The organism is Pseudomonas sp. SWRI18 (genome assembly GCF_014268345.1).
GTDB classification, from domain to species: Bacteria; Pseudomonadota; Gammaproteobacteria; order Pseudomonadales; family Pseudomonadaceae; genus Aquipseudomonas; species Aquipseudomonas cedrina.
Map to the genome: position 1 here is coordinate 44,528 of NZ_JACCQQ010000028.1, position 19,237 is coordinate 63,764.

17 protein-coding genes are annotated in these 19,237 nt (G+C 59.1%); 11 read left to right on the forward strand and 6 right to left on the reverse strand.

All coding sequences use genetic code 11. From position 1 onward, the window contains the following. Window positions 1–132 precede the first annotated feature (132 nt). The 3 genes from dgcA to H0Z09_RS24415 are packed head-to-tail and all read right to left on the reverse strand — an operon-like array spanning window position 133 to window position 3,769. Window positions 133–2,193 carry a dimethylglycine demethylation protein DgcA gene (dgcA, locus tag H0Z09_RS24405; RefSeq protein ID WP_186694119.1) on the reverse strand — a complete coding sequence of 687 codons (2,061 nt, stop codon included), beginning with the start codon at window positions 2,191–2,193 and terminating at the stop codon, window positions 133–135. Between the two features lie 15 nt (window positions 2,194–2,208). Continuing rightward, complete coding sequence (locus H0Z09_RS24410; RefSeq protein WP_186694121.1) at window positions 2,209–2,739, reverse strand: DUF5943 domain-containing protein; 531 nt, start codon at window positions 2,737–2,739, stop codon at window positions 2,209–2,211. Window positions 2,740–2,791: 52 nt separating this feature from the next. Further along, the gene (locus tag H0Z09_RS24415) at window positions 2,792–3,769 is read right to left on the reverse strand and encodes a dipeptidase (protein ID WP_010207105.1); all 978 of its coding nucleotides are present in this window, start codon (window positions 3,767–3,769) and stop codon (window positions 2,792–2,794) included. 221 nt (window positions 3,770–3,990) lie between these two features. Here H0Z09_RS24415 and H0Z09_RS24420 point away from each other — a divergent pair, with 221 nt between their 5' ends. The 3 genes from H0Z09_RS24420 to H0Z09_RS24430 all read left to right on the forward strand — a co-directional run bounded on the left by H0Z09_RS24420 (window position 3,991) and on the right by H0Z09_RS24430 (window position 6,995). Continuing rightward, the gene (locus tag H0Z09_RS24420; RefSeq protein ID WP_186694123.1) at window positions 3,991–4,392 is read left to right on the forward strand and encodes a lysozyme inhibitor LprI family protein; all 402 of its coding nucleotides are present in this window, start codon (window positions 3,991–3,993) and stop codon (window positions 4,390–4,392) included. A gap of 91 nt (window positions 4,393–4,483) precedes the next feature. Further along, window positions 4,484–6,538 carry a hypothetical protein gene (locus H0Z09_RS24425; protein ID WP_186694126.1) on the forward strand — a complete coding sequence of 685 codons (2,055 nt, stop codon included), beginning with the start codon at window positions 4,484–4,486 and terminating at the stop codon, window positions 6,536–6,538. A 40-nt stretch (window positions 6,539–6,578) separates the two neighbouring features. Next, window positions 6,579–6,995: a DUF3010 family protein gene (locus H0Z09_RS24430; protein WP_186694128.1), complete on the forward strand. Its 417-nt coding sequence runs from the start codon at window positions 6,579–6,581 to the stop codon at window positions 6,993–6,995. A 317-nt stretch (window positions 6,996–7,312) separates the two neighbouring features. Here H0Z09_RS24430 and H0Z09_RS24435 read toward each other — a convergent pair whose 3' ends face one another. Continuing rightward, complete coding sequence (locus tag H0Z09_RS24435) at window positions 7,313–8,257, reverse strand: GlxA family transcriptional regulator (protein ID WP_186694140.1); 945 nt, start codon at window positions 8,255–8,257, stop codon at window positions 7,313–7,315. A gap of 193 nt (window positions 8,258–8,450) precedes the next feature. On the opposite strand from H0Z09_RS24435, the gene H0Z09_RS24440 reads away from it, so the two are divergent. The 5 genes from H0Z09_RS24440 (at window position 8,451) to H0Z09_RS24460 (ending at window position 12,572) form a co-directional block, all read left to right on the forward strand. Beyond that, window positions 8,451–9,395 (forward strand): choline ABC transporter substrate-binding protein, encoded by a 945-nt coding sequence (locus H0Z09_RS24440; protein WP_186694130.1) that lies wholly within the window; start codon window positions 8,451–8,453, stop codon window positions 9,393–9,395. 86 nt (window positions 9,396–9,481) lie between these two features. After that, window positions 9,482–10,369, forward strand: a complete 888-nt coding sequence (locus H0Z09_RS24445; RefSeq protein ID WP_069078448.1) for a 3-keto-5-aminohexanoate cleavage protein — start codon at window positions 9,482–9,484, stop codon at window positions 10,367–10,369. Window positions 10,370–10,516: 147 nt separating this feature from the next. Further along, window positions 10,517–11,482: an L-carnitine dehydrogenase gene (locus H0Z09_RS24450; RefSeq protein WP_186694132.1), complete on the forward strand. Its 966-nt coding sequence runs from the start codon at window positions 10,517–10,519 to the stop codon at window positions 11,480–11,482. 105 nt (window positions 11,483–11,587) lie between these two features. After that, the gene (locus tag H0Z09_RS24455; protein ID WP_186694134.1) at window positions 11,588–12,082 is read left to right on the forward strand and encodes a thioesterase family protein; all 495 of its coding nucleotides are present in this window, start codon (window positions 11,588–11,590) and stop codon (window positions 12,080–12,082) included. Window positions 12,083–12,308: 226 nt separating this feature from the next. Further along, on the forward strand, window positions 12,309–12,572 hold the full coding sequence (locus tag H0Z09_RS24460) for a hypothetical protein (protein ID WP_076953226.1): 264 nt from the start codon (window positions 12,309–12,311) through the stop codon (window positions 12,570–12,572). Window positions 12,573–12,677: 105 nt separating this feature from the next. Here H0Z09_RS24460 and H0Z09_RS24465 read toward each other — a convergent pair whose 3' ends face one another. Continuing rightward, window positions 12,678–13,781 carry a GlxA family transcriptional regulator gene (locus H0Z09_RS24465; protein WP_076953225.1) on the reverse strand — a complete coding sequence of 368 codons (1,104 nt, stop codon included), beginning with the start codon at window positions 13,779–13,781 and terminating at the stop codon, window positions 12,678–12,680. A 521-nt stretch (window positions 13,782–14,302) separates the two neighbouring features. Continuing rightward, entirely contained in the window at window positions 14,303–15,679 is a 1,377-nt protein-coding gene (locus tag H0Z09_RS24470) for an L-serine ammonia-lyase (RefSeq protein ID WP_186694136.1), read from the reverse strand. A gap of 415 nt (window positions 15,680–16,094) precedes the next feature. Between H0Z09_RS24470 and H0Z09_RS24475 the strand changes: the two genes are divergently transcribed. The 3 genes from H0Z09_RS24475 to choV all read left to right on the forward strand — a co-directional run bounded on the left by H0Z09_RS24475 (window position 16,095) and on the right by choV (window position 19,132). Then, window positions 16,095–17,042, forward strand: coding sequence for a choline ABC transporter substrate-binding protein (locus H0Z09_RS24475; RefSeq protein ID WP_186694138.1), 948 nt, complete (start codon window positions 16,095–16,097; stop codon window positions 17,040–17,042). A gap of 69 nt (window positions 17,043–17,111) precedes the next feature. After that, window positions 17,112–17,957 (forward strand): choline ABC transporter permease subunit, encoded by an 846-nt coding sequence (gene choW / locus H0Z09_RS24480; RefSeq protein ID WP_046069868.1) that lies wholly within the window; start codon window positions 17,112–17,114, stop codon window positions 17,955–17,957. Then, complete coding sequence (gene choV, locus H0Z09_RS24485) at window positions 17,954–19,132, forward strand: choline ABC transporter ATP-binding protein (protein ID WP_065871876.1); 1,179 nt, start codon at window positions 17,954–17,956, stop codon at window positions 19,130–19,132. Before choW ends, choV begins: the two co-directional genes overlap by 4 nt. Window positions 19,133–19,237: the final 105 nt, after the last annotated feature.

The following is a 19,237-nucleotide window of genomic DNA, read 5'->3' on the forward strand; positions in this document are numbered from 1 at the left end:
GAGCTGGCTTGCCTGCGATGGCATCAACGCGGTCTTGAGCTAGACCGAGTTGCCTGCATCGCGGGCAAGCCCGGCTCCCACAGAAAAGCTGCTCCCACATTTTTTGACCGAGTACACTTTGGTTCGGTGGTATCAGAAATCCTTGCAAAGGCGCAGGGCGTCATAGATCGCAGCGTGGGTATTACGCTGGGCCACACAGTCGCCGATGCGGAACAGCAAGTACCCATCACCCGTCTCGCTCAGGCACGGCTGCGGCTTGATCGCGAACAACGCTTCGACGTCGATCTGGCCTTTGTTGCGTGAGCCTGGCTTGAGGGCGTAGTAGATTTCTTCGTCCGGACGCACGCCGTTCTCCACCACCACCTGGTCCACCACCCGCTCTTCCTTGGCGCCGGTGTATTCGTTCTCCAGCACCGCCACCAGCTTGTCGCCCTCGCGGTAGACCTTTTCCAGCATCATGTCGCCGGTCATGATCACTTCCTTGGGGTACATGCTGCGGTAGTAGGTCGGGAACGACGTACCGCCGATGGCCACGCCCGGCTTGATATCGTCGGTGACGATTTCCACCTGGCAGCCTTTGTCGGCAAGGAAGTCCGCCACCGACATGCCGGTGAATTCGCAGATGGTGTCGTACACCAGCACGTTCTTGCCCGGTGCGACTTTGCCGTCGAGCACATCCCAACTGCTCACCACCAAACCTTCGGCCGCGCCCCAGTGTTCGTTCTGCTCGATGAACGGATGGCCGCCCACCGCCAGCACCACCACGTCCGGGCGCAGGTCGAGAATGGTCTCGGCGTCGGCCGCAACGCCCAGGCGCAGGTCGACTTTCAAACGCGCCAGTTCCAACTGGAACCAGCGGGTGATGCCGGCGATCTGGTCGCGCTGCGGCGCTTTCGACGCCGTGGTGATCTGCCCGCCGATAAATTCTTTCTTCTCGAACAGCGTCACCTCGTGACCACGTTCGGCGGCCACACGCGCAGCCTCCATCCCGGCGGGACCTGCCCCCACCACCACGACTTTGCGCTTGGGCCCGGTGGACTTCTCGATAATGTGCGGCACGCCCATGTATTCACGGGACGTCGCGGCGTTCTGGATGCACAGTACATCCAGGCCTTGGTACTGACGGTCGATGCAATAGTTGGCGCCGACGCACTGCTTGATCTGGTCGATCTGGCCCATCTTGATCTTGGCGATCAGGTGCGGGTCGGCGATGTGCGCACGGGTCATGCCGACCATGTCCACATAGCCGCCTTCCAGGATGCGCGTGGCCTGGTTCGGATCCTTGATATTCTGCGCGTGCAGCACCGGAACCTTGACCACTTCCTTGATCCCGGCGGCCAGGTGCAGGAACGGCTCCGGCGGGTAACTCATGTTCGGGATCACGTTGGCCAAGGTGTTGTGCGTATCGCAACCCGAGCCCACCACACCGATGAAATCGAGCATGCCGGTGTCGTCGTAATACTTGGCGATCTGCTTCATGTCCTCGTGGGACAGGCCGTCCGGGTGGAACTCGTCACCGCACAGGCGCATGCCCACGCAGAAGTCATCACCCACTTCGGCGCGCACGGCCTTGAGCACTTCCAGGCCGAACTTCATGCGGCCTTCGAAGCTGCCGCCCCATTCGTCGGTCCGCTTGTTGACCCGCGGGCTCCAGAACTGGTCGATCATGTGCTGGTGCACGGCGGACAGTTCCACACCGTCCAGGCCACCGGCCTTGGCACGGCGCGCGGCCTGGGCGTAGTTGCCGATCACGCGCCAGATTTCTTCCGGCTCGATGGTCTTGCAGGTGGCACGGTGCACCGGCTCACGCACGCCGGAGGGCGACATCAGGGTTGGCCAGTTGAAGCCGTCCCAACGTGAACGACGGCCCATGTGGGTAATCTGGATCATGATCTTGGCGCCATGCTTGTGCATGGCGTCGGCCAGGTTCTGGAAATGCGGGATGATGCGGTCGGTCGACAGGTTGACCGAAGCCCACCATTCCTGCGGGCTGTCGATGGCCACCACCGAGGAACCGCCACAGATCGCCAGGCCGATACCGCCCTTGGCTTTCTCTTCGTAGTACTTCACATAGCGGTCGGTGGTCATCCCGCCATCGGTGGCATACACCTCGGCGTGGGCGGTACTGAGCACGCGGTTGCGGATGGTCAGTTTGCCGATCTGGATCGGCGCAAACATTGCTTCGAAAGCCATGGCACGGTCCTCGGCTTACAACGGCTTGACGGTGAACAAGCCGGAATCAAAGCCCTCTTCGGAGCCTCCGTAGACTTGTTCGGCCACAGTGCGAATGGTGCTGCCACGCGCTTGAAGAATCTGGTCCATGGCACCGGCAAACCAGCCGGTGAACATGTAGTCCACTTTGCGCCCGACCTTGCCGTACACGTAGACGAAGGCCGAATGCTCGAGCTTGACGCTGGCGGTGCCTTTGTCCAGGTCGATGTCCTGGATCTTGAACAGGCCCCAGCCGCGTTGCGACAAGCGCTTCATGTAGTGCTCGAACACCGCGACGCCTTCCAGGCCGTGGCATTCGGCTTCTTTTTCACACCAGTGCCAGGCGGATTTGTAGCCGGCTTTGTAGAGGATTTCGGCGTAGGCATCGGCGCCCAGCACTTCTTCGATGCCCATGTGGTTGTTGACGAAGAAATGGCGTGGCACGTACAGCATCGGCAGGGCGTCGGAGGTCCAGACACCGGTTTCGCTGTCGACTTCGATAGGCAATTGCGGGGCGATCTTGGCCATGGAAACTTAACTCCAGAAAAATTCGTTGTGGTAGTGCAGGTGGGTGTCTGGCTTATTCGCCCCAGACGTCCTTCAAGACGTTGACCCAGTTTTCGCCCATGATCTTGCGCACCACACGCTCGGGGTGGCCGCGCTTGAGCAGGGTTTCGGTGAGGTTGGGAAACTCGCCCACGGTGCGGATGCCCAGCGGGTTGATGATCTTGCCGAAGCTGGTCAGGCGGCGCGCGTAGCCCTTGTCATGGGTCAGCATTTCAAAGAAATCCTGGCCATGGCCCTGGGTGAAATCGGTACCGATGCCAATGGCGTCTTCGCCGACGATGTTCATGGTGTATTCGATGGCTTCGGCGTAGTCGTCGATGGTCGAGTCGATGCCCTTGGCCAGGAACGGCGCAAACATGGTCACGCCGACAAAACCGCCGTGGTCGGCAATGAACTTGAGTTCTTCATCGGACTTGTTGCGCGGGTGCTCCTTGAGCCCGGACGGCAGGCAGTGGGAGTAGCACACCGGCTTCTTCGATTCGAGGATGACTTCTTCGCTGGTTTTAGAGCCCACGTGAGACAGGTCGCACATGATGCCGACGCGGTTCATCTCGGCGACGATCTCACGCCCGAAGCCCGACAGGCCGCCATCGCGCTCGTAGCAGCCGGTACCCACCAGGTTCTGGGTGTTGTAGCACATCTGTACCACGCCAACGCCGAGCTGCTTGAAGATCTCGACATAGCCGAGCTGGTCTTCGAAGGCATGGGCGTTCTGGAAGCCGAAGATGATGCCGGTCTTGCCTTGTTCCTTGGCCTTGCGGATGTCCGCGGTGGTTTTCACCGGGATCACCAGGTCGCTGTTCTCGCGGATCAGGGTCTGGCTGGCCACGATATTGTTGATGGTGGCCTGGAACCCTTCCCACACCGACACCGTGCAGTTGGCGGCGGTGAGGCCACCTTTGCGCATATCCTCGAACAGGTCGCGGTTCCACTTGGCAATAATCAGCCCGTCGATAACGATGCTGTCGGCGTGCAACTCGGCTGGGCTCATCAGGCGTCCCCTTATTTTGGCGATTCATGCGCCGAATCGTCTGCCGGCGCTTTGGGGCCAGCATATGCCCAGGGGCCGACAGAGCCGGGTGCAAAAACGACAGGGGAATTGCCGAAAGCGTCAATCCGCGACAAAGGCTGTTAAGAGAGGTCTGACTGGCGGCTGTTCTTTGTCTGACGCTTGAGCCAGAATTCCCGCATCACCTGATATGAGACGGCGCAATGAAATCGATTTTCCTGGCTTTGGCACTCATCGCAACCGGTGCCCACGCGGCCGAAGACACCGACAGCACGCCGTGCGACGGCATCGAAAACGACAAGCAAACCCTGGAATGCGCCTCTTACAACAAGACCACCGCTGAGCAGTTGTTAAAAGACAACTATCAGGGCCTGCTGGAACGCATGGGTTCGATCTATGGCAGCGACAAGACCAAACTGGCGGACATTACCGCTCGTCTGAAGGATGCCCAGCAGAAGTGGGAAAAACTGCGTGACGCCGATTGCGCGGTGGACACCTTCCCGGCAGTGAACGGCACCAAGGCCTATGCGATTGCGCAGAATGATTGTCTGGCGCGGATGAGTGATGAGCGGTCGGAGTTTTTGGAATCGATTGGGCAGGAGTGAATTTTAGCGGTAGCTTAGTTTTCATTGGTATACGCGTTGTCACCCATGAAGCACGTGAGCGCAAGACTTAATCAATTAATGGACTAATAGCATGAGCAACAGCGGCGGCGGCTCGGCCACTAACAGCGGTATTGACTACCAGCAACGAGTGGCGGCCTCATTTGTATTAAGTATGGCGCTGGATCTGGATTGCTCGGTGGCGCTCGGTCACGCAAAGCCCATTAAGATAAAAAAAGTATCCTTCGAAACCAGTGACTCAATCGATGACGTGAAGCTCATTCACAAAACATCCATCACCTATGTACAAGCAAAACGCAAGCTGTCGCTATCCGACTTGCCAACATCAGACTTCTTTAAAACACTTGAACAGTTCTACAACCAACACTTTTCATCACAAAACTCTAAAGATAGTTACGCGCTCATCACCACCACAGAAACGTCAAGAAAAATAATCATCGACTTTAAAAAGCTGACCAAGTCCGTTCGACTCAATATTTTAGCCTCTACTGAAAACCCTCTATCTCAGTCAGAAGTAGACACCCTTGAGAAAGTAACCTCTGTCTTCAGTTCAATAACCGCTACAAAGAAACATCCTCCGCTTACTTTACCGCAGCTTATGCAACTGCTAAAAAAGATTCATATCATCACGCTTGACCTTGAACAAGGTGGCACGTGCGAAGGTTCATTCTTAACATCGATCGCCTGTCAGCTTTCAACCGCCCCCCAACTGATTTGGCATCACATGATTGTACAGACCCTTGAGTGGTCAAAAAACCGACAATCTGTAGACGCCGCCAGTATTAAAGAACTCCTTGGGGATTTTATTAAGTCGATACCTGTACGCTCACCGAAGCACGAGCCATTTGGCCTATCGTTTGACCCAGAAAAATTCAACCTTTTTTCGGGGCGAGAAGTGTTAGTCGTGAAGGTGCCGAATACTAAAAACAAGTTTGCGCTACTGGAAGAAAAGAGATTTGACGACCAGGGAAACTTCAGATTGAAGTTCCACGACGGATACGTCGAGATGCAAAATGGTAAAAAATATGAACTTTATGGCAGATTCTCCACGCTAAAAAGCGCCAGCAAGGTCTTCAAGGACGAATGGACAGACCAGAAAAGAAAATTGATTTTACCCAATGCGCATACGATTTCCGTGGTCGATAAAGAACCCGTTGCTCTGGCGCACTCAGAAAAAATAAGAACGGCACTCAGCCATACGTCTGAAATCTCAACCTGCATTCACTGCGGTGATGGCCTTTCGCACGATATACTCGTCATAGAAGTGAATGATACGGACTGCCCATTCGACACTGGCGTCATCCATAAAAAATGCAGACGGCCTGCCGACCGCATTCTTGGAACGGGTTTCAATCCGGGCATGGAACCCTACCCGGAATTAAGAGATTTCGATTATAAAAAATGGTTCACCTTGCTTACCGACGGTCAGGCACTGTGGGGAGGATTTGAAAACATCAACCCTTCAGTCAAAAACGTTCTGTGGACGCCAGATGAGGTTTATCAGGAAGGTTCCCACTGCATAAAAGTCACCCTTGCAGACCACTCGAATAAGTTCATACAACACCGAGGACAAGTACAACGTTTTTCCTCAGCTCAGGCAGACATTCATTGTATTGATTTTCTAGACCAAGCAAAGGTAGCCAGGCAAGCCAACGACCCCCTCTGCTACTCAAGCGACGGTCGATCATTCGGCAATAAGAACACTATCATTAGAAGCTACCACGAGACGGCGACGCCCATCGAATGTATCGATTTCAAAAAAACGCCATACACAAGAAGCTTATCCACCTTGCATAATACGTGCAAAAACTTCTATACACCTTTAATTGCCATCATGGGCGCAAACAACAAATACCTACCGATTCAAGACTCAGCGGTGTTTATTACCAACCCGCTAACGCTCAAAGATCTGTTAAAAAACTGGACGTTGATCCCTGGCGCCCACCGCATTGAAGATTACAAACTTAAAATCATAGAAACCGATAAAGATTTCGATCATTTCCTTTTCACTCTGCGCACCTCGCCGACTAAAATATTAATTGATCCGTATTTTGATGCGCAGGGCGGCTTATTACGCGGCACTCAACTTTTTCATATGGACGACCTCACACATGGGGTAGACCTATAGACCATCAACCTGCAACTTCTCAATTATCAACGGCGGTCCAATGACTATTTGCGGCATCGAAATCAAAGGCAGCGAAGCCATCATCGCTGTCGCCTCCCTGGACAGCGAGGTGTTGACCCACGTCGCTCTGGCCACGAAAAAAATCGCCCTGGAAGACGACGATGAGGCGGCCAACGTCAAAGCCTTCGCGGCCCAAGTGAAGGCGTTTGTGCAGGCAAACGCCATCTCCCGTATCGCCATCAAGAAGCGCAGCAAGAAAGGTGAGTTTGCCGGTGGGCCGACCACGTTCAAGATTGAAGGGGTATTTCAGTTGCTGGACGGTGTTGAGGTGACGCTGTTGTCGCCGCAGACCCTCAATGCACAGAACAAGAAGCACAACTTTGATCTGCCGGCGACGCTGAACAAGTATCAGCATGAGGCGTACAAAGCGGCGTGTTCGGCACTGGTAAAAAAGTAAGCCCGCTCACATGTAGTGAGCGGGCTTGCCCCGCGCTGAGTGGCGAAGCCGCCCCAACAAAGACACCGCGCATATCCAGATAGAATGAGGCAGCCTGGCTTGGGGCCGCTTCGCAGCCCAGCGCGGGCGGTGCGACGATTCGACAAGCCCGCTCACTACAGGGAGAATCGCAGGCAAGCCAGCTCCCACATTTGATCTGCATTTCCACAGAAGCGTTGCGGTGACCGTGCAATCGCCAATCCGTGGAACTGAGATTTATACCCAATTATGGAAACGACTATAAATTATAGTCGGCACTATAATTGGCTAAAAAATGATCAAACCACCTCCTGTCGCCGATCCTCCCTCGGGCACTTGGCAAACCTGGCCCGGTAACTTCGGGTGAAATACGACGGCGACTCAAACCCGCAAGCAATACTCACCTCCAGCACACTCATACCGCTTTGACGCAAGAGCTGCCGGGCTTTTTCCAGGCGCAGACCGAGGTAGAAGTTGCTCGGCGTGTCGTTAAGATGCAGGCGAAACAGGCGTTCCAGCTGGCGGCGCGTCACCTTGATCGCGTCGGCCAGGGCCAATGTGCTCAGCGGCGGCTCGGTGTGCTGTTCCATCTCGCCGATCACTTGCACCAGCTTCTTGTTGTTGATGCCATAGCGCGTGGCGATCTGCATGCGCTGGTGGTCTTTGCGCGGGCGGATGCGGCCGAGCACGAACTGTTCGGAGACCTGGATCGCCAACTCCGGACCGTGGGCCTGGGCGATGAGGTCGAGCATCAGGTCGATGGAGGCGGTGCCGCCGGCGCAGGTGATGCGGCGGCGGTCGATCTCGAACAGTTCCTGGGTCACGCTCAGGTGCGGATACGACTCCTTGAAGGCATCGATGGCTTCCCAGTGCAGGGTCAGGCGGTGGCCGTCGAGCAGCCCCGCTTCAGCCAGCACGCAGGCGCCGGTGTCGATGGCGCCGAGGGTCACGCCGTCGTGGTCGAGGCGGCGCAGCCAGTGTTCCAACGCGGGGGTGGCGAACTGCAGCGGTTCGAAGCCGGCGACCACCATCAGCGTCGCGCCCTTTTTCAGCGGTTCCAGCGCGGCGTCGGCGTTGACCGACATGCCATTGCTCGCCAGCACCGCGCCGCCATCGGCGCTCAGGACATGCCAACGGTACAGCTCGCCACGAAACCGGTTGGCCACCCGCAGCGGCTCCAGCGCGGAGATAAAGCCGATGGCAGAGAACCCCGGCATCAGCAAGAAATAGTAATCCTGGGACATGGTGGCGCTCTCGTCGGACAGCCAGCGTGGCACTGTGATACTCCCGTTCATGGGCGGATTCAAGAGGACAGGTCGCTGCAGTGCAAGAGCGGGTCGCCGCCGTGCGCTTTACCGCCCCCCAAGCTGCGTAACGTAATCCCACGGCGCACAAAGACGCCGGACCCCACAATAACGACCTGCCGAGGGATCCACCATGAACCGACTGATCAGCCGCAGCGTGCTTGCACTCAGCGTCAGCGCTATTTTGAGCACCCACGTCATGGCAGCGGATGCCGCTTCATGCCAGAACGTACGCCTGGGCGTGGTGAACTGGACCGACGTGATCGCCACCAGTGCCATGGCCCAGGTGCTGCTCGACGGCCTCGGCTACAAGACCAAACAGACCAGCGCCTCCCAGCAAATCATCTTTGCCGGCATCCGCGACCAGCGCCTGGACCTGTTCCTGGGCTACTGGAACCCGCTGATGACCCAGACCATCACGCCGTTCGTCGACGCCAAGCAAGTCAAGGTCCTCGACAAGCCCAGCCTGGAAGACGCCCGCGCCACCCTCGCCGTGCCGACTTACCTGGCGGACAAGGGCCTGAAAACCTTCGCGGATATCGCCAAATTCGAAAAAGAACTGGGAGGCAAGATCTACGGCATCGAGCCGGGTTCGGGCGCCAACACCCAGATCAAGGCGATGATCGCCAAGAACCAGTTCGGCCTGGGGAAATTCCAGCTGGTGGAGTCCAGTGAAGCCGCCATGCTCTCCGCGGTCGACCGTGCGGTTCGGCGCAAGGAGCCGGTGGTGTTCTTCGGCTGGGCGCCGCACCCGATGAACGTCAACGTCGCCATGACCTACCTCACCGGCAGCGAAGACGCCCTGGGCCCGAACGAGGGCAAGGCGACCGTGTGGACAGTCACCGCGCCGACCTACGCAGCACAATGCCCCAACGTGCACAAATTGCTGACCAATCTCACCTTCACCGCCGCCGACGAGAGCCGAATGATGCAGCCCTTGCTGGATCACAAGGATCCTATCGAGTCGGCCAAGCAGTGGCTCAAGGATCACCCGCAGGACCAGGCGCGCTGGCTGGACGGCGTGACCACCTTCGATGGCAAGCCGGCTGCGGCAAATATCCAACTGACCAGCAAATAACCTTATTTAAATCACCGCTTCGCAGCCCCGACCGGCTGCGAACGGCATCGCCACGCCCTTGAATCATGCCCGTAAGGAACCGCCCCATGAACCACGACGTCATCATCACCTGCGCACTCACCGGTGCTGGCGACACGACCAGCCGAAGCCCGCACGTGCCGGTCACGCCCAAACAAATCGCCGCCGCCGCGGTGGAAGCCGCCAAGGCCGGCGCCACGGTGGTGCATTGCCATGTGCGTGACCCCGAAACCGGCAAGTTCAGCCGCGACGTGGCCCTGTACCGCGAGGTGATGGAGCGCATCCGCGAGGCGGACATCGACATCATCGTCAACCTGACCGCCGGCATGGGTGGCGACCTGGAGATCGGTGGCGGCGAGAACCCGATGGCGTTCGGCCCCAACACCGATCTGGTCGGCCCGCTGACGCGCCTGGCCCACGTGGAGGCGCTGCTGCCGGAAATCTGCACCCTGGATTGCGGCACGCTGAACTTCGGCGATGGCGACACCATTTACGTGTCCACCCCCGCGCAACTGCGCGCTGGCGCCAAGCGCATCCAGGAACTGGGCGTAAAGGCCGAGTTGGAGATTTTCGACACCGGCCACCTGTGGTTCGCCAAGCAGATGATCAAGGAAGGCCTGCTGGACGACCCGCTGTTCCAGCTGTGCCTGGGCATCCCCTGGGGCGCGCCGGCCGACACCACCACCATGAAAGCCATGGTCGACAACCTGCCCGCCGACGCAGTGTGGGCCGGCTTCGGCATCGGCCGCATGCAAATGCCGATGGCGGCGCAAGCCGTGCTGCTGGGCGGCAACGTGCGGGTTGGCCTGGAAGACAACTTGTGGCTGGACAAGGGCGTGCTCGCCACTAATGGTCAGTTAGTGGAGCGCGCCAGTGAAATCCTCAGCCGCCTGGGCGCGAGGGTCATGACGCCGGCGGAGGGCCGCGTGAAGATGGGATTGACCAAGCGCGGCTGATCCACTGCCGAAACCGGATCAAAACTGTGGGAGCGGGCTTGCTCGCGAATGCGGTGTGCCAGTCACCGAATGCACTAACTGACACACCGCATTCGCGAGCAAGCCCGCTCCCACAGGGGTTCATCACATTATTCAGGAACGTCGCCAATGAGCTTTATCACCGAAATCAAAACCTTCGCCGCCCTCGGCAGCGGTGTCATCGGCAGCGGCTGGGTCTCCCGCGCACTGGCCCATGGCCTGGATGTGGTTGCCTGGGACCCGGCGCCTGGCGCCGAAGCCGCGCTGCGCAAACGCGTCGCCAATGCCTGGGGCGCCCTGGAGAAACAAGGCCTTGCAACGGGTGCCTCACAGGACCGCTTGCGCTTTGTCGCAACCATTGAGGAATGTGTGAAGGACGCCGACTTCATCCAGGAAAGCGCCCCGGAACGCCTGGAGCTGAAACTGCAATTGCACGGCAAGATCAGCGCCGCGGCCAAGCCCAATGCGCTGATTGGCTCGAGTACCTCGGGCCTGTTGCCGAGCGAGTTCTATGAGGGCTCGACCCACCCGGAACGCTGCGTGGTCGGTCACCCATTCAACCCGGTTTACCTTTTGCCGCTGGTGGAAGTCGTCGGCGGCCAACACACCGCGCCGGAGGCGATCCAGGCGGCGATCAAGGTGTATGAATCCCTGGGCATGCGCCCGCTGCATGTGCGCAAGGAAGTCCCCGGTTTTATCGCCGACCGCTTGTTGGAAGCGCTGTGGCGGGAGGCCTTGCACTTGGTCAACGATGGCGTGGCGACCACCGGGGAGATCGATGACGCGATCCGCTTTGGCGCAGGCCTGCGTTGGTCGTTCATGGGCACCTTCCTGACCTACACCCTGGCAGGGGGCGATGCCGGGATGCGACATTTCATGGCCCAGTTCGGCCCGGCGCTGCAGCTGCCATGGACCTATTTGCCGGCGCCGGAGCTGACCGACAAGTTGATTGACGATGTGGTGGAGGGGACAAGCGATCAACTGGGCGAGCACAGCATTTCGGCGCTGGAGCGCTATCGTGATGATTGCCTGCTGGCGGTGCTTGAGGCTGTGAAGGTGACTAAAGCCAAACACGGTATGAGCTTCGCCGAATAACCCTGTGGGAGCTGGCTTGCCTGCGATAGCGGCGGTGAATCTTGCATCGCCATCGCAGGCAAGCCAGCTCCCACAGTTGACCGAGTACTGATCCGGAATTTAGTCATGCCAGCACTGACGACCTACACAACGAACATCCAACCCGACTGGGTCGACTACAACGGCCACCTGCGCGACGCGTTCTACCTGCTGATCTTCAGCTACGCCACCGATGCGCTGATGGACAGGCTTGGCCTGGACAGCGAAAACCGCGAAGCCAGCGGCCATTCACTGTTCACCCTGGAACTGCACCTGAACTACCTGCACGAAGTGAAGCTCGGTGCCGACGTCGAAGTGCACACCCAACTGATCGCCTTTGATGCCAAGCGCCTGCACCTTTATCACAGCCTGCATTTAGTCGGTGATGAAAAGGCATTGGCCGGCAACGAACAGATGTTGCTGCACGTCGACCTCGCCGGGCCGCGTTCGGCGCCGTTCAGCGAGGCTACGCTGGCGCGGCTCTCGACCCTCATCGCGGCACAAGGCGAATTGCCCAGGCCCGCCCTCCTCGGCCGCGTCATCGGTTTGCCCGGCCAACAAAAAAGCCCCGACCAGCCGTGACTGGATCGGGGCGCAAGTGCCTTGTGTGAGCGGTACATCTCGAGGGTGACCAAACCGTCAAGCTGTGTGCCTGGATTCAGTGTGCCGGTTACTGCAGTAAGCAAATGGCTCGAAAACGACACGCTCATAGCCATCCGAGGCATTGGCGCATTCCGCCCTTGCCGACTGTTTGAGCGGCTACCAGAATCAAGGTCAAACCCCGCTCCACTCACCAGGATTAAACGTCATGATGCACGCGGATTTGATTGACCAGGACGACCTGCTTAGCCAGTTGCGCTCACTGGGTTTCGAGGTCTCCAGCGGCGCCACCGCCGAACAGGCTTGCGAGTGTGCAGTGCGCGGCTTGAGCGCGGCGCGGGCCAAGGCGCTCAAGGGCATGGTTGAGCAGATGTACACCGGCAGCGCGACGATTTTGCCGGCGGTGCGGCAGGCGATCGATAAGCAGTTGTTGCCGGCCCTGATGCAGTTCAAACAGAACTCCGGCGCCTGACAATCCGCATTCGCGAGCAAGCCCGCTCCCACATTTGACGGTGGTCGTCATGACACCTCGGTCAAGTGTGGGAGCGGGCTTGCTCGCGAATGCAGGCCACTCGGTCTAGAGCCGTACGCTGGCGAACGTCGACTCGTTCCTGGCCTGACTCAACGCCGACATCGGCCCCGACAACGGTGACAACACCAACGCCTGCGGAATCGGCATCATTGCCACCTGCTGCGTGGTATTGGAGCCAACACGCTCATCCCGTGGCGGAATGCCGAAGTATTCGCGGTAGCACTTGGAGAAGTGCGGGGTGGACACGAAGCCACACACCGACGCCACTTCGATGATCGACATCGGCGTTTGCTTGAGCAACTGCCGTGCGCGGATCAGGCGCAGCTTGAGGTAGTAGCGCGACGGCGAGCAGTGCAGGTATTTCTGGAACAAGCGCTCCAACTGGCGGCGGGACACGGCGACATACACCGCCAGCTCATCCAGGTCGATCGGCTCTTCCAGGTTGGCTTCCATCAGCGCGACGATTTCCTGCAGCTTCGGCTGGTTGGTGCCCAGCATATGCTTGAGCGGCACACGCTGATGGTCCTGTTCGTTGCGGATGCGTTCGTACACAAACATTTCGGAGATAGCGGCCGACAGTTCACGGCCGTGATCGCGGCTGATCAAGTGCAGCATCATGTCCAGTGGCGCGGTGCCGCCGGAGCTGGTGAAACGGTTGCGGTCGAGGGTGAACAGGCGTGTGCTCATGGCCACGCGGGGGAAGGCTTCCTGCATCGAGGCCAGGCATTCCCAGTGCACGCTGCAATCAAAGCCATCGAGCAGACCGGCGCAGGCCAGGGCCCAACTGCCGGTGCACACCGCACCCAGGCGACGGGACTGGCGCGCCTGGCTTTGCAGCCACGACACATGCTCGCGGGTCACGGTACGCTGGATACCCACGCCGCCGCACACGATCACCGTGTCCAGGGCCGGGGCTTTTTGCATGGCCGCATCGGGGGTGATTTGCAGGCCGTCGCTGGCCCACACCTGATTGCCGTCGACGCTTAGGGTCGTCCAACGATACAGCTCGCGGCCGGAAAGCTGGTTGGCCATGCGCAGCGGTTCGACTGCCGACGCCAGGGAAATCAGCGTGAAATTGTCCAGCAGCAAAAAGCCGATGGATTGAGGCGCACGGTTCTGGGGTTGGGCCCCGGCGTTGGACGACGTCATCGCAGTATCTCCTCACACAAAGCGGGTGATGGCCTCAGGCGAGGCTCTTGTTATTGCGCTCTCGCTACAGCAAGGCGAGAGGCTTTGAATTGATAGAGCAAATGCCGTGCCTGAATTTGAATGGCCATCCAATAAATCCTAAAAACGACCTCATGACGTGTCTAAACAAGCCCGTGCCGGACGTAGGGATATGGCCGGAATTGTCCGTAGGAACGAGCCTGCCCGAGGGGTGTGAGCAGATCGGTAGCACTTGTGGGAAGGCGCTTTGAGGGTGTGGGAAAAGTCTGTCACCGCAGGCGCGGGGGGCGGGTGGTCAGGCGGGTAATCGTTCGCAAGCTACTTATCTATTTGCGACGCGCTAAAAGGTGGCGGTTTTGGCTCAGCGTGGTCACTTTATGCGCAGTGTTGTCCGGACCACCGCTTTCGCGAGCAAGCCCGCTCCCACAGTTGACCGCATATATCCTGAGGAAACGCAGTCGAATGTGGGAGCGGGCTTGCTCGCGAATGCAGGCGACTCGGTTTTAGCACTCTACCGCGCTGACCGCCAACCCACCCCGCGATGTTTCCTTGTACTTGTCATGCATATCCGCGCCGGTATCGCGCATGGTGCGGATCACCCGGTCCAGCGAGATAAAGTGCTGGCCGTCGCCCCGCAAGGCCATCTGGGCGGCATTGATCGCCTTCACCGCCGCAATTGCATTGCGCTCGATGCACGGCACCTGCACCAGCCCGCCGACCGGGTCGCAGGTCAGGCCGAGGTTGTGCTCCAGGCCGATCTCGGCGGCGTTGCACAGTTGCTCCGGCGTGGCACCAAGGATCTCGGCCAATCCGGCCGCCGCCATGGCGCACGCGGAACCCACCTCGCCCTGGCAACCGACTTCGGCACCGGAGATCGACGCGTTCTTCTTGCACAGAATCCCCACCGCCGCCGCACTGAGCAGGTAGTCGACCACGTTGGCCTCGGTGACGTCTTCGCTGAATTTCATGAAGTAATGCAGCACCGCCGGAATAATCCCCGCCGCGCCATTGGTGGGTGCGGTGACCATGCGTCCGCCGGCGGCGTTCTCTTCGTTGACCGCCAGGGCGAACAGGTTCACCCACTCCATGGCGCTCAAGGTCGAGCCGATCACATTCGGCTTGCCCAGTTCCTGCAGGCTGCGGTGCAACTTGGCCGCGCGACGGCGCACATTCAGGCCGCCTGGCAGGATGCCTTCGTGCTTGAGGCCCTGCTCGACACACGCCTGCATGGCGCGCCAGAGCTTCATCAGCCCGCTGCGGATGTCTTCCTCGGAGCGCCAGACCTTTTCGTTGGCCAGCATCAACTCGGCCACACGCAGGTTGTGGGTTTTGCACAGCTGTAACAATTCCACCGCGCTGGAAAAATCGTAAGGCAACTCGGTGCGGTCCATATCCGCCACGCCGCTCCGGGCCTGGGCTTCGTCCACCACAAAACCACCACCCACCGAATAGTAGGTGTCGCGGTGCAACTCGCCCTCATCACCCCACACCATCAGGGTCATGGCGTTGGGATGGAACGGCAGGTTTTCGTCGAGCAGGCGCATGTCCCGGGCCCAGACGAAAGGCACCGGCAAACGCCCGTCCAGCAGCAAGGTATCGGTCTCGCGCAGGGTGTGAATGCGCACGCCGATCTGCGACGGGTCAATCGCGTCCGGCCACTCGCCCATCAGGCCCATGATGGTGGCGGTGTCGCTGCCGTGGCCGATGCCGGTGGCCGACAAAGAGCCGTACAGCTGAACTTCGACGCGCCGAACCTGTTCCAACAGTTCGCGTTCACGCAATGCTTGAACGAACAACGCCGCGGCGCGCATGGGGCCGACGGTGTGAGAACTCGAAGGCCCGATGCCGATCTTGAACAGGTCGAAAACGCTGATAGCCATTGCGGTAGAACTCCTCGATAAGCACGGCCAGGCTTGAACGAGGTGCTACGCTCAGATCGCCCAGATGGCGGCATCATCCGGCTTTTCCCCGCCGTCACGGCGTCTCACACCGACGCAACCATGCTCACGAGCGTCGCTTGCGTGCGATCACCTGTTTTGGCCGTTTTTAGCGGTGCAGATGGGCAAAAACAGCAGTTTTGCCTGAGGAAAAATCTGTAAGCGACGTCACCGACACTGGATACGACCATCCCTGTACTGGATACGACGCCCCCTGTAGGCGTCAGATTTTCACTGGTACATGATCAGTCCCGACTCGTTTGCAAGGCACCGTGCCATTCGCTTCTTCGCACGCTCCAACCGCAACCCTTATAAAGCGCGGCGAAGGCCGCCAGAAAAAACACAGGAGTCTACCCCGATGAAAGGTTCACCCTCGTTGTTGTTGGCCGCCATGCTGAGTCTGCCAGTCATGGCGCACGCCGCAGAACCGGAACAGTGCAAGACCGTCAACTTCTCCGATGTCGGCTGGACCGACATCACCGTCACGACCGCGACCACCAGCGAAGTCCTCAAGGGCCTGGGCTACAAGCCGCGCACCACGATGATTTCGGTACCGGTGACCTACAAGTCACTGGCCGACGGCAAGAATATGGATATTTTCCTCGGCAACTGGATGCCGACCATGGAAAACGACATCAAGCAGTACCGTGATGCCGGCACCGTGGAAACCGTGCGCGCCAACCTGGAGAACGCCAAATACACCCTGGCGGTCCCGCAGGCGCTGTACGATAAAGGCCTGAAGGACTTCGCCGACATCGCCAAATTCAAGGATGAGCTGGGCGGCAAGATCTACGGCATCGAACCGGGCAACGATGGCAACCGCACCATCCAGACGCTGATCGACAAAGACGCCTTCGGCCTCAAGACCGCTGGTTTCAAAGTGGTCGAGTCCAGCGAAGCCGGCATGCTTTCCCAGGTCGAGCGCGCCACCAAGCGCGACCAGGCCATCGTGTTCCTCGGCTGGGAACCGCACCCGATGAACACCCGCTTCAAGATGAAATACCTGACCGGGGGTGACGATTCGTTCGGCCCCAACTACGGCCAGGCCACCATCTATACCAACACCCGCAAAGGCTATACCCAGGAATGCAGCAACGTTGGCCAACTGCTGAAGAACCTGTCGTTCACCCTGAACATGGAAAGCACCCTGATGGGTAACGTGCTGGACGACAAGATGAAACCCGACGCCGCCGCCAAGGCGTGGCTGAAGAAGAACCCGCAAGTGCTCGACACCTGGCTCGCCGGTGTCACCACCGTCGATGGCAAACCAGGCCTGGAAGCCGTCAAGGCTTACCTCGCCAAGTAAACCCCGCTGACCCCGGGGCGGTGCGCTGCCCCGGGATGTATTCCCCTTCGCATGTGGACATTCACTACCATGCTGACTGAACAGAAAATCCCACTAGGCCAGTACATCGCTGCCTTCGTCGAATGGTTGACCCAGAACGGTGCCAACTACTTCGATGCAATCGCATCGACACTGGAAACGATGATCCACGGCGTGACGTTTGCGCTGACCTGGTTCAATCCGCTGGCATTGATCGGTCTGATTGCGCTGCTGGCTCACTTCATCCAACGTAAATGGGGACTGACTGTTTTTGTCATCGCCTCCTTCCTGCTGATCCTTAACCTCGGGTACTGGCAGGAAACCATGGAGACCCTGGCGCAGGTGCTGTTCGCCACCCTGGTCTGCGTGGTCATCGGCGTGCCGCTGGGCATTGTTGCCGCGCACAAACCGATGTTCTACACCATGATGCGGCCGGTGCTCGACCTGATGCAGACCGTACCGACCTTCGTCTACCTCATCCCTACCCTGACCCTCTTCGGGCTGGGTGTGGTGCCCGGGCTGATTTCCACGGTGGTGTTCGCAATTGCCGCGCCGATCCGCCTGACCTACCTGGGTATCCGTGATGTACCGCAAGAGTTGATGGACGCCGGCAAGGCCTTTGGCTGCTCGCGCCGTCAGTTGCTCTCGCGCATTGAACTGCCTCACGCCATGCCGAGCATTGCCGCCGGCATTACCCAATGCATCATGCTGTCGTTGTCGATGGTGGTGATCGCGGCCCTGGTGGGCGCGGATGGCCTCGGCAAACCGGTGGTCAACGCACTCAACACCGCCGACATCGCCCTGGGCTTTGAAGCTGGCCTGGCGATCGTGCTGCTGGCCATCATGCTCGACCGCATCTGCAAACAACCCGACGCTAAAGTAGGGGGTGATGCATGAGCATTATCCGATTCGACAATGTCGACGTGATCTTCTCCAAAGACCCACGCGAAGCGCTCAAGCTGCTGGACCAGGGCATGAGCCGCAATGAAATCCTGAAAAAGACCGGCCAGATCGTCGGCGTGGAAAAAGCCAGCCTGGATGTCGAGAAAGGCGAGATCTGCGTGCTGATGGGCCTGTCGGGCTCCGGCAAATCCAGCTTGCTGCGCTGCATCAATGGCCTCAATACCGTCAGCCGTGGCCAGTTGTTCGTGGAGCATGAAGGCCGCCAGATCGACATCGCCTCCTGCACGCCGGCCGAGCTTAAGATGATGCGTACCAAGCGTATCGCCATGGTGTTCCAGAAGTTCGCCCTGATGCCTTGGCTGACGGTGCGCGAGAACATTAGCTTTGGCCTGGAAATGCAGGGCCGCCCGGAAAAAGACCGGCGCAAGCTGGTGGATGAAAAGCTCGAGCTGGTGGGCCTGACCCAATGGCGCAACAAGAAGCCGGACGAACTCTCCGGCGGCATGCAGCAGCGCGTCGGCCTGGCCCGCGCGCTGGCGATGGACGCCGACATCCTGCTGATGGACGAACCCTTCTCCGCCCTCGACCCGCTGATTCGCCAGGGCCTGCAGGATGAACTGCTGGAACTGCAGCGCAAGCTGAGCAAGACCATCGTGTTCGTGAGCCATGACCTCGATGAGGCGCTGAAACTCGGCAGCCGTATCGCGATCATGAAAGACGGCAAGATCATCCAGTACAGCGTGCCGGAAGAAATCGTGCTGAACCCGGCGGACGACTATGTGCGCACGTTTGTCGCGCATACCAACCCGCTGAATGTGTTGTGCGGTCGCAGCCTGATGCGCACGGTGGACAACTGCACCCACGTCAACGGCTCGATCAGCCTGGACCCGGGCGGTGACTCGTGGCTGGACCTGACTGAAGGCAACGTCATCAAGGGCGCACGCCAGAATGGCACGCCGTTGAACCTGCAGAACTGGGCGCCGGGGCAACCGGTGGAAGGTTTGGGTCGAGTGCCGACGCTGGTGGACTCGAACATCGGCATGCGTGATGCACTGCAGATTCGCTATCACACGGGGAATAAGTTGGTGTTGCGGGACAATGACAAAGTGGTGGGGATTCTGGGGGACAGTGAGTTGTATCACGCGCTCTTAGGCAAAAACCTGGGTTAAGCCACACCGCAAAGCAAATGTGGGAGCAACTGTCTTGAAGGCTTTTAATTTGAATGTTATTGAAAGGCAGCAAGCATCCTACGGCCGCGTACCGTAAACGATCAC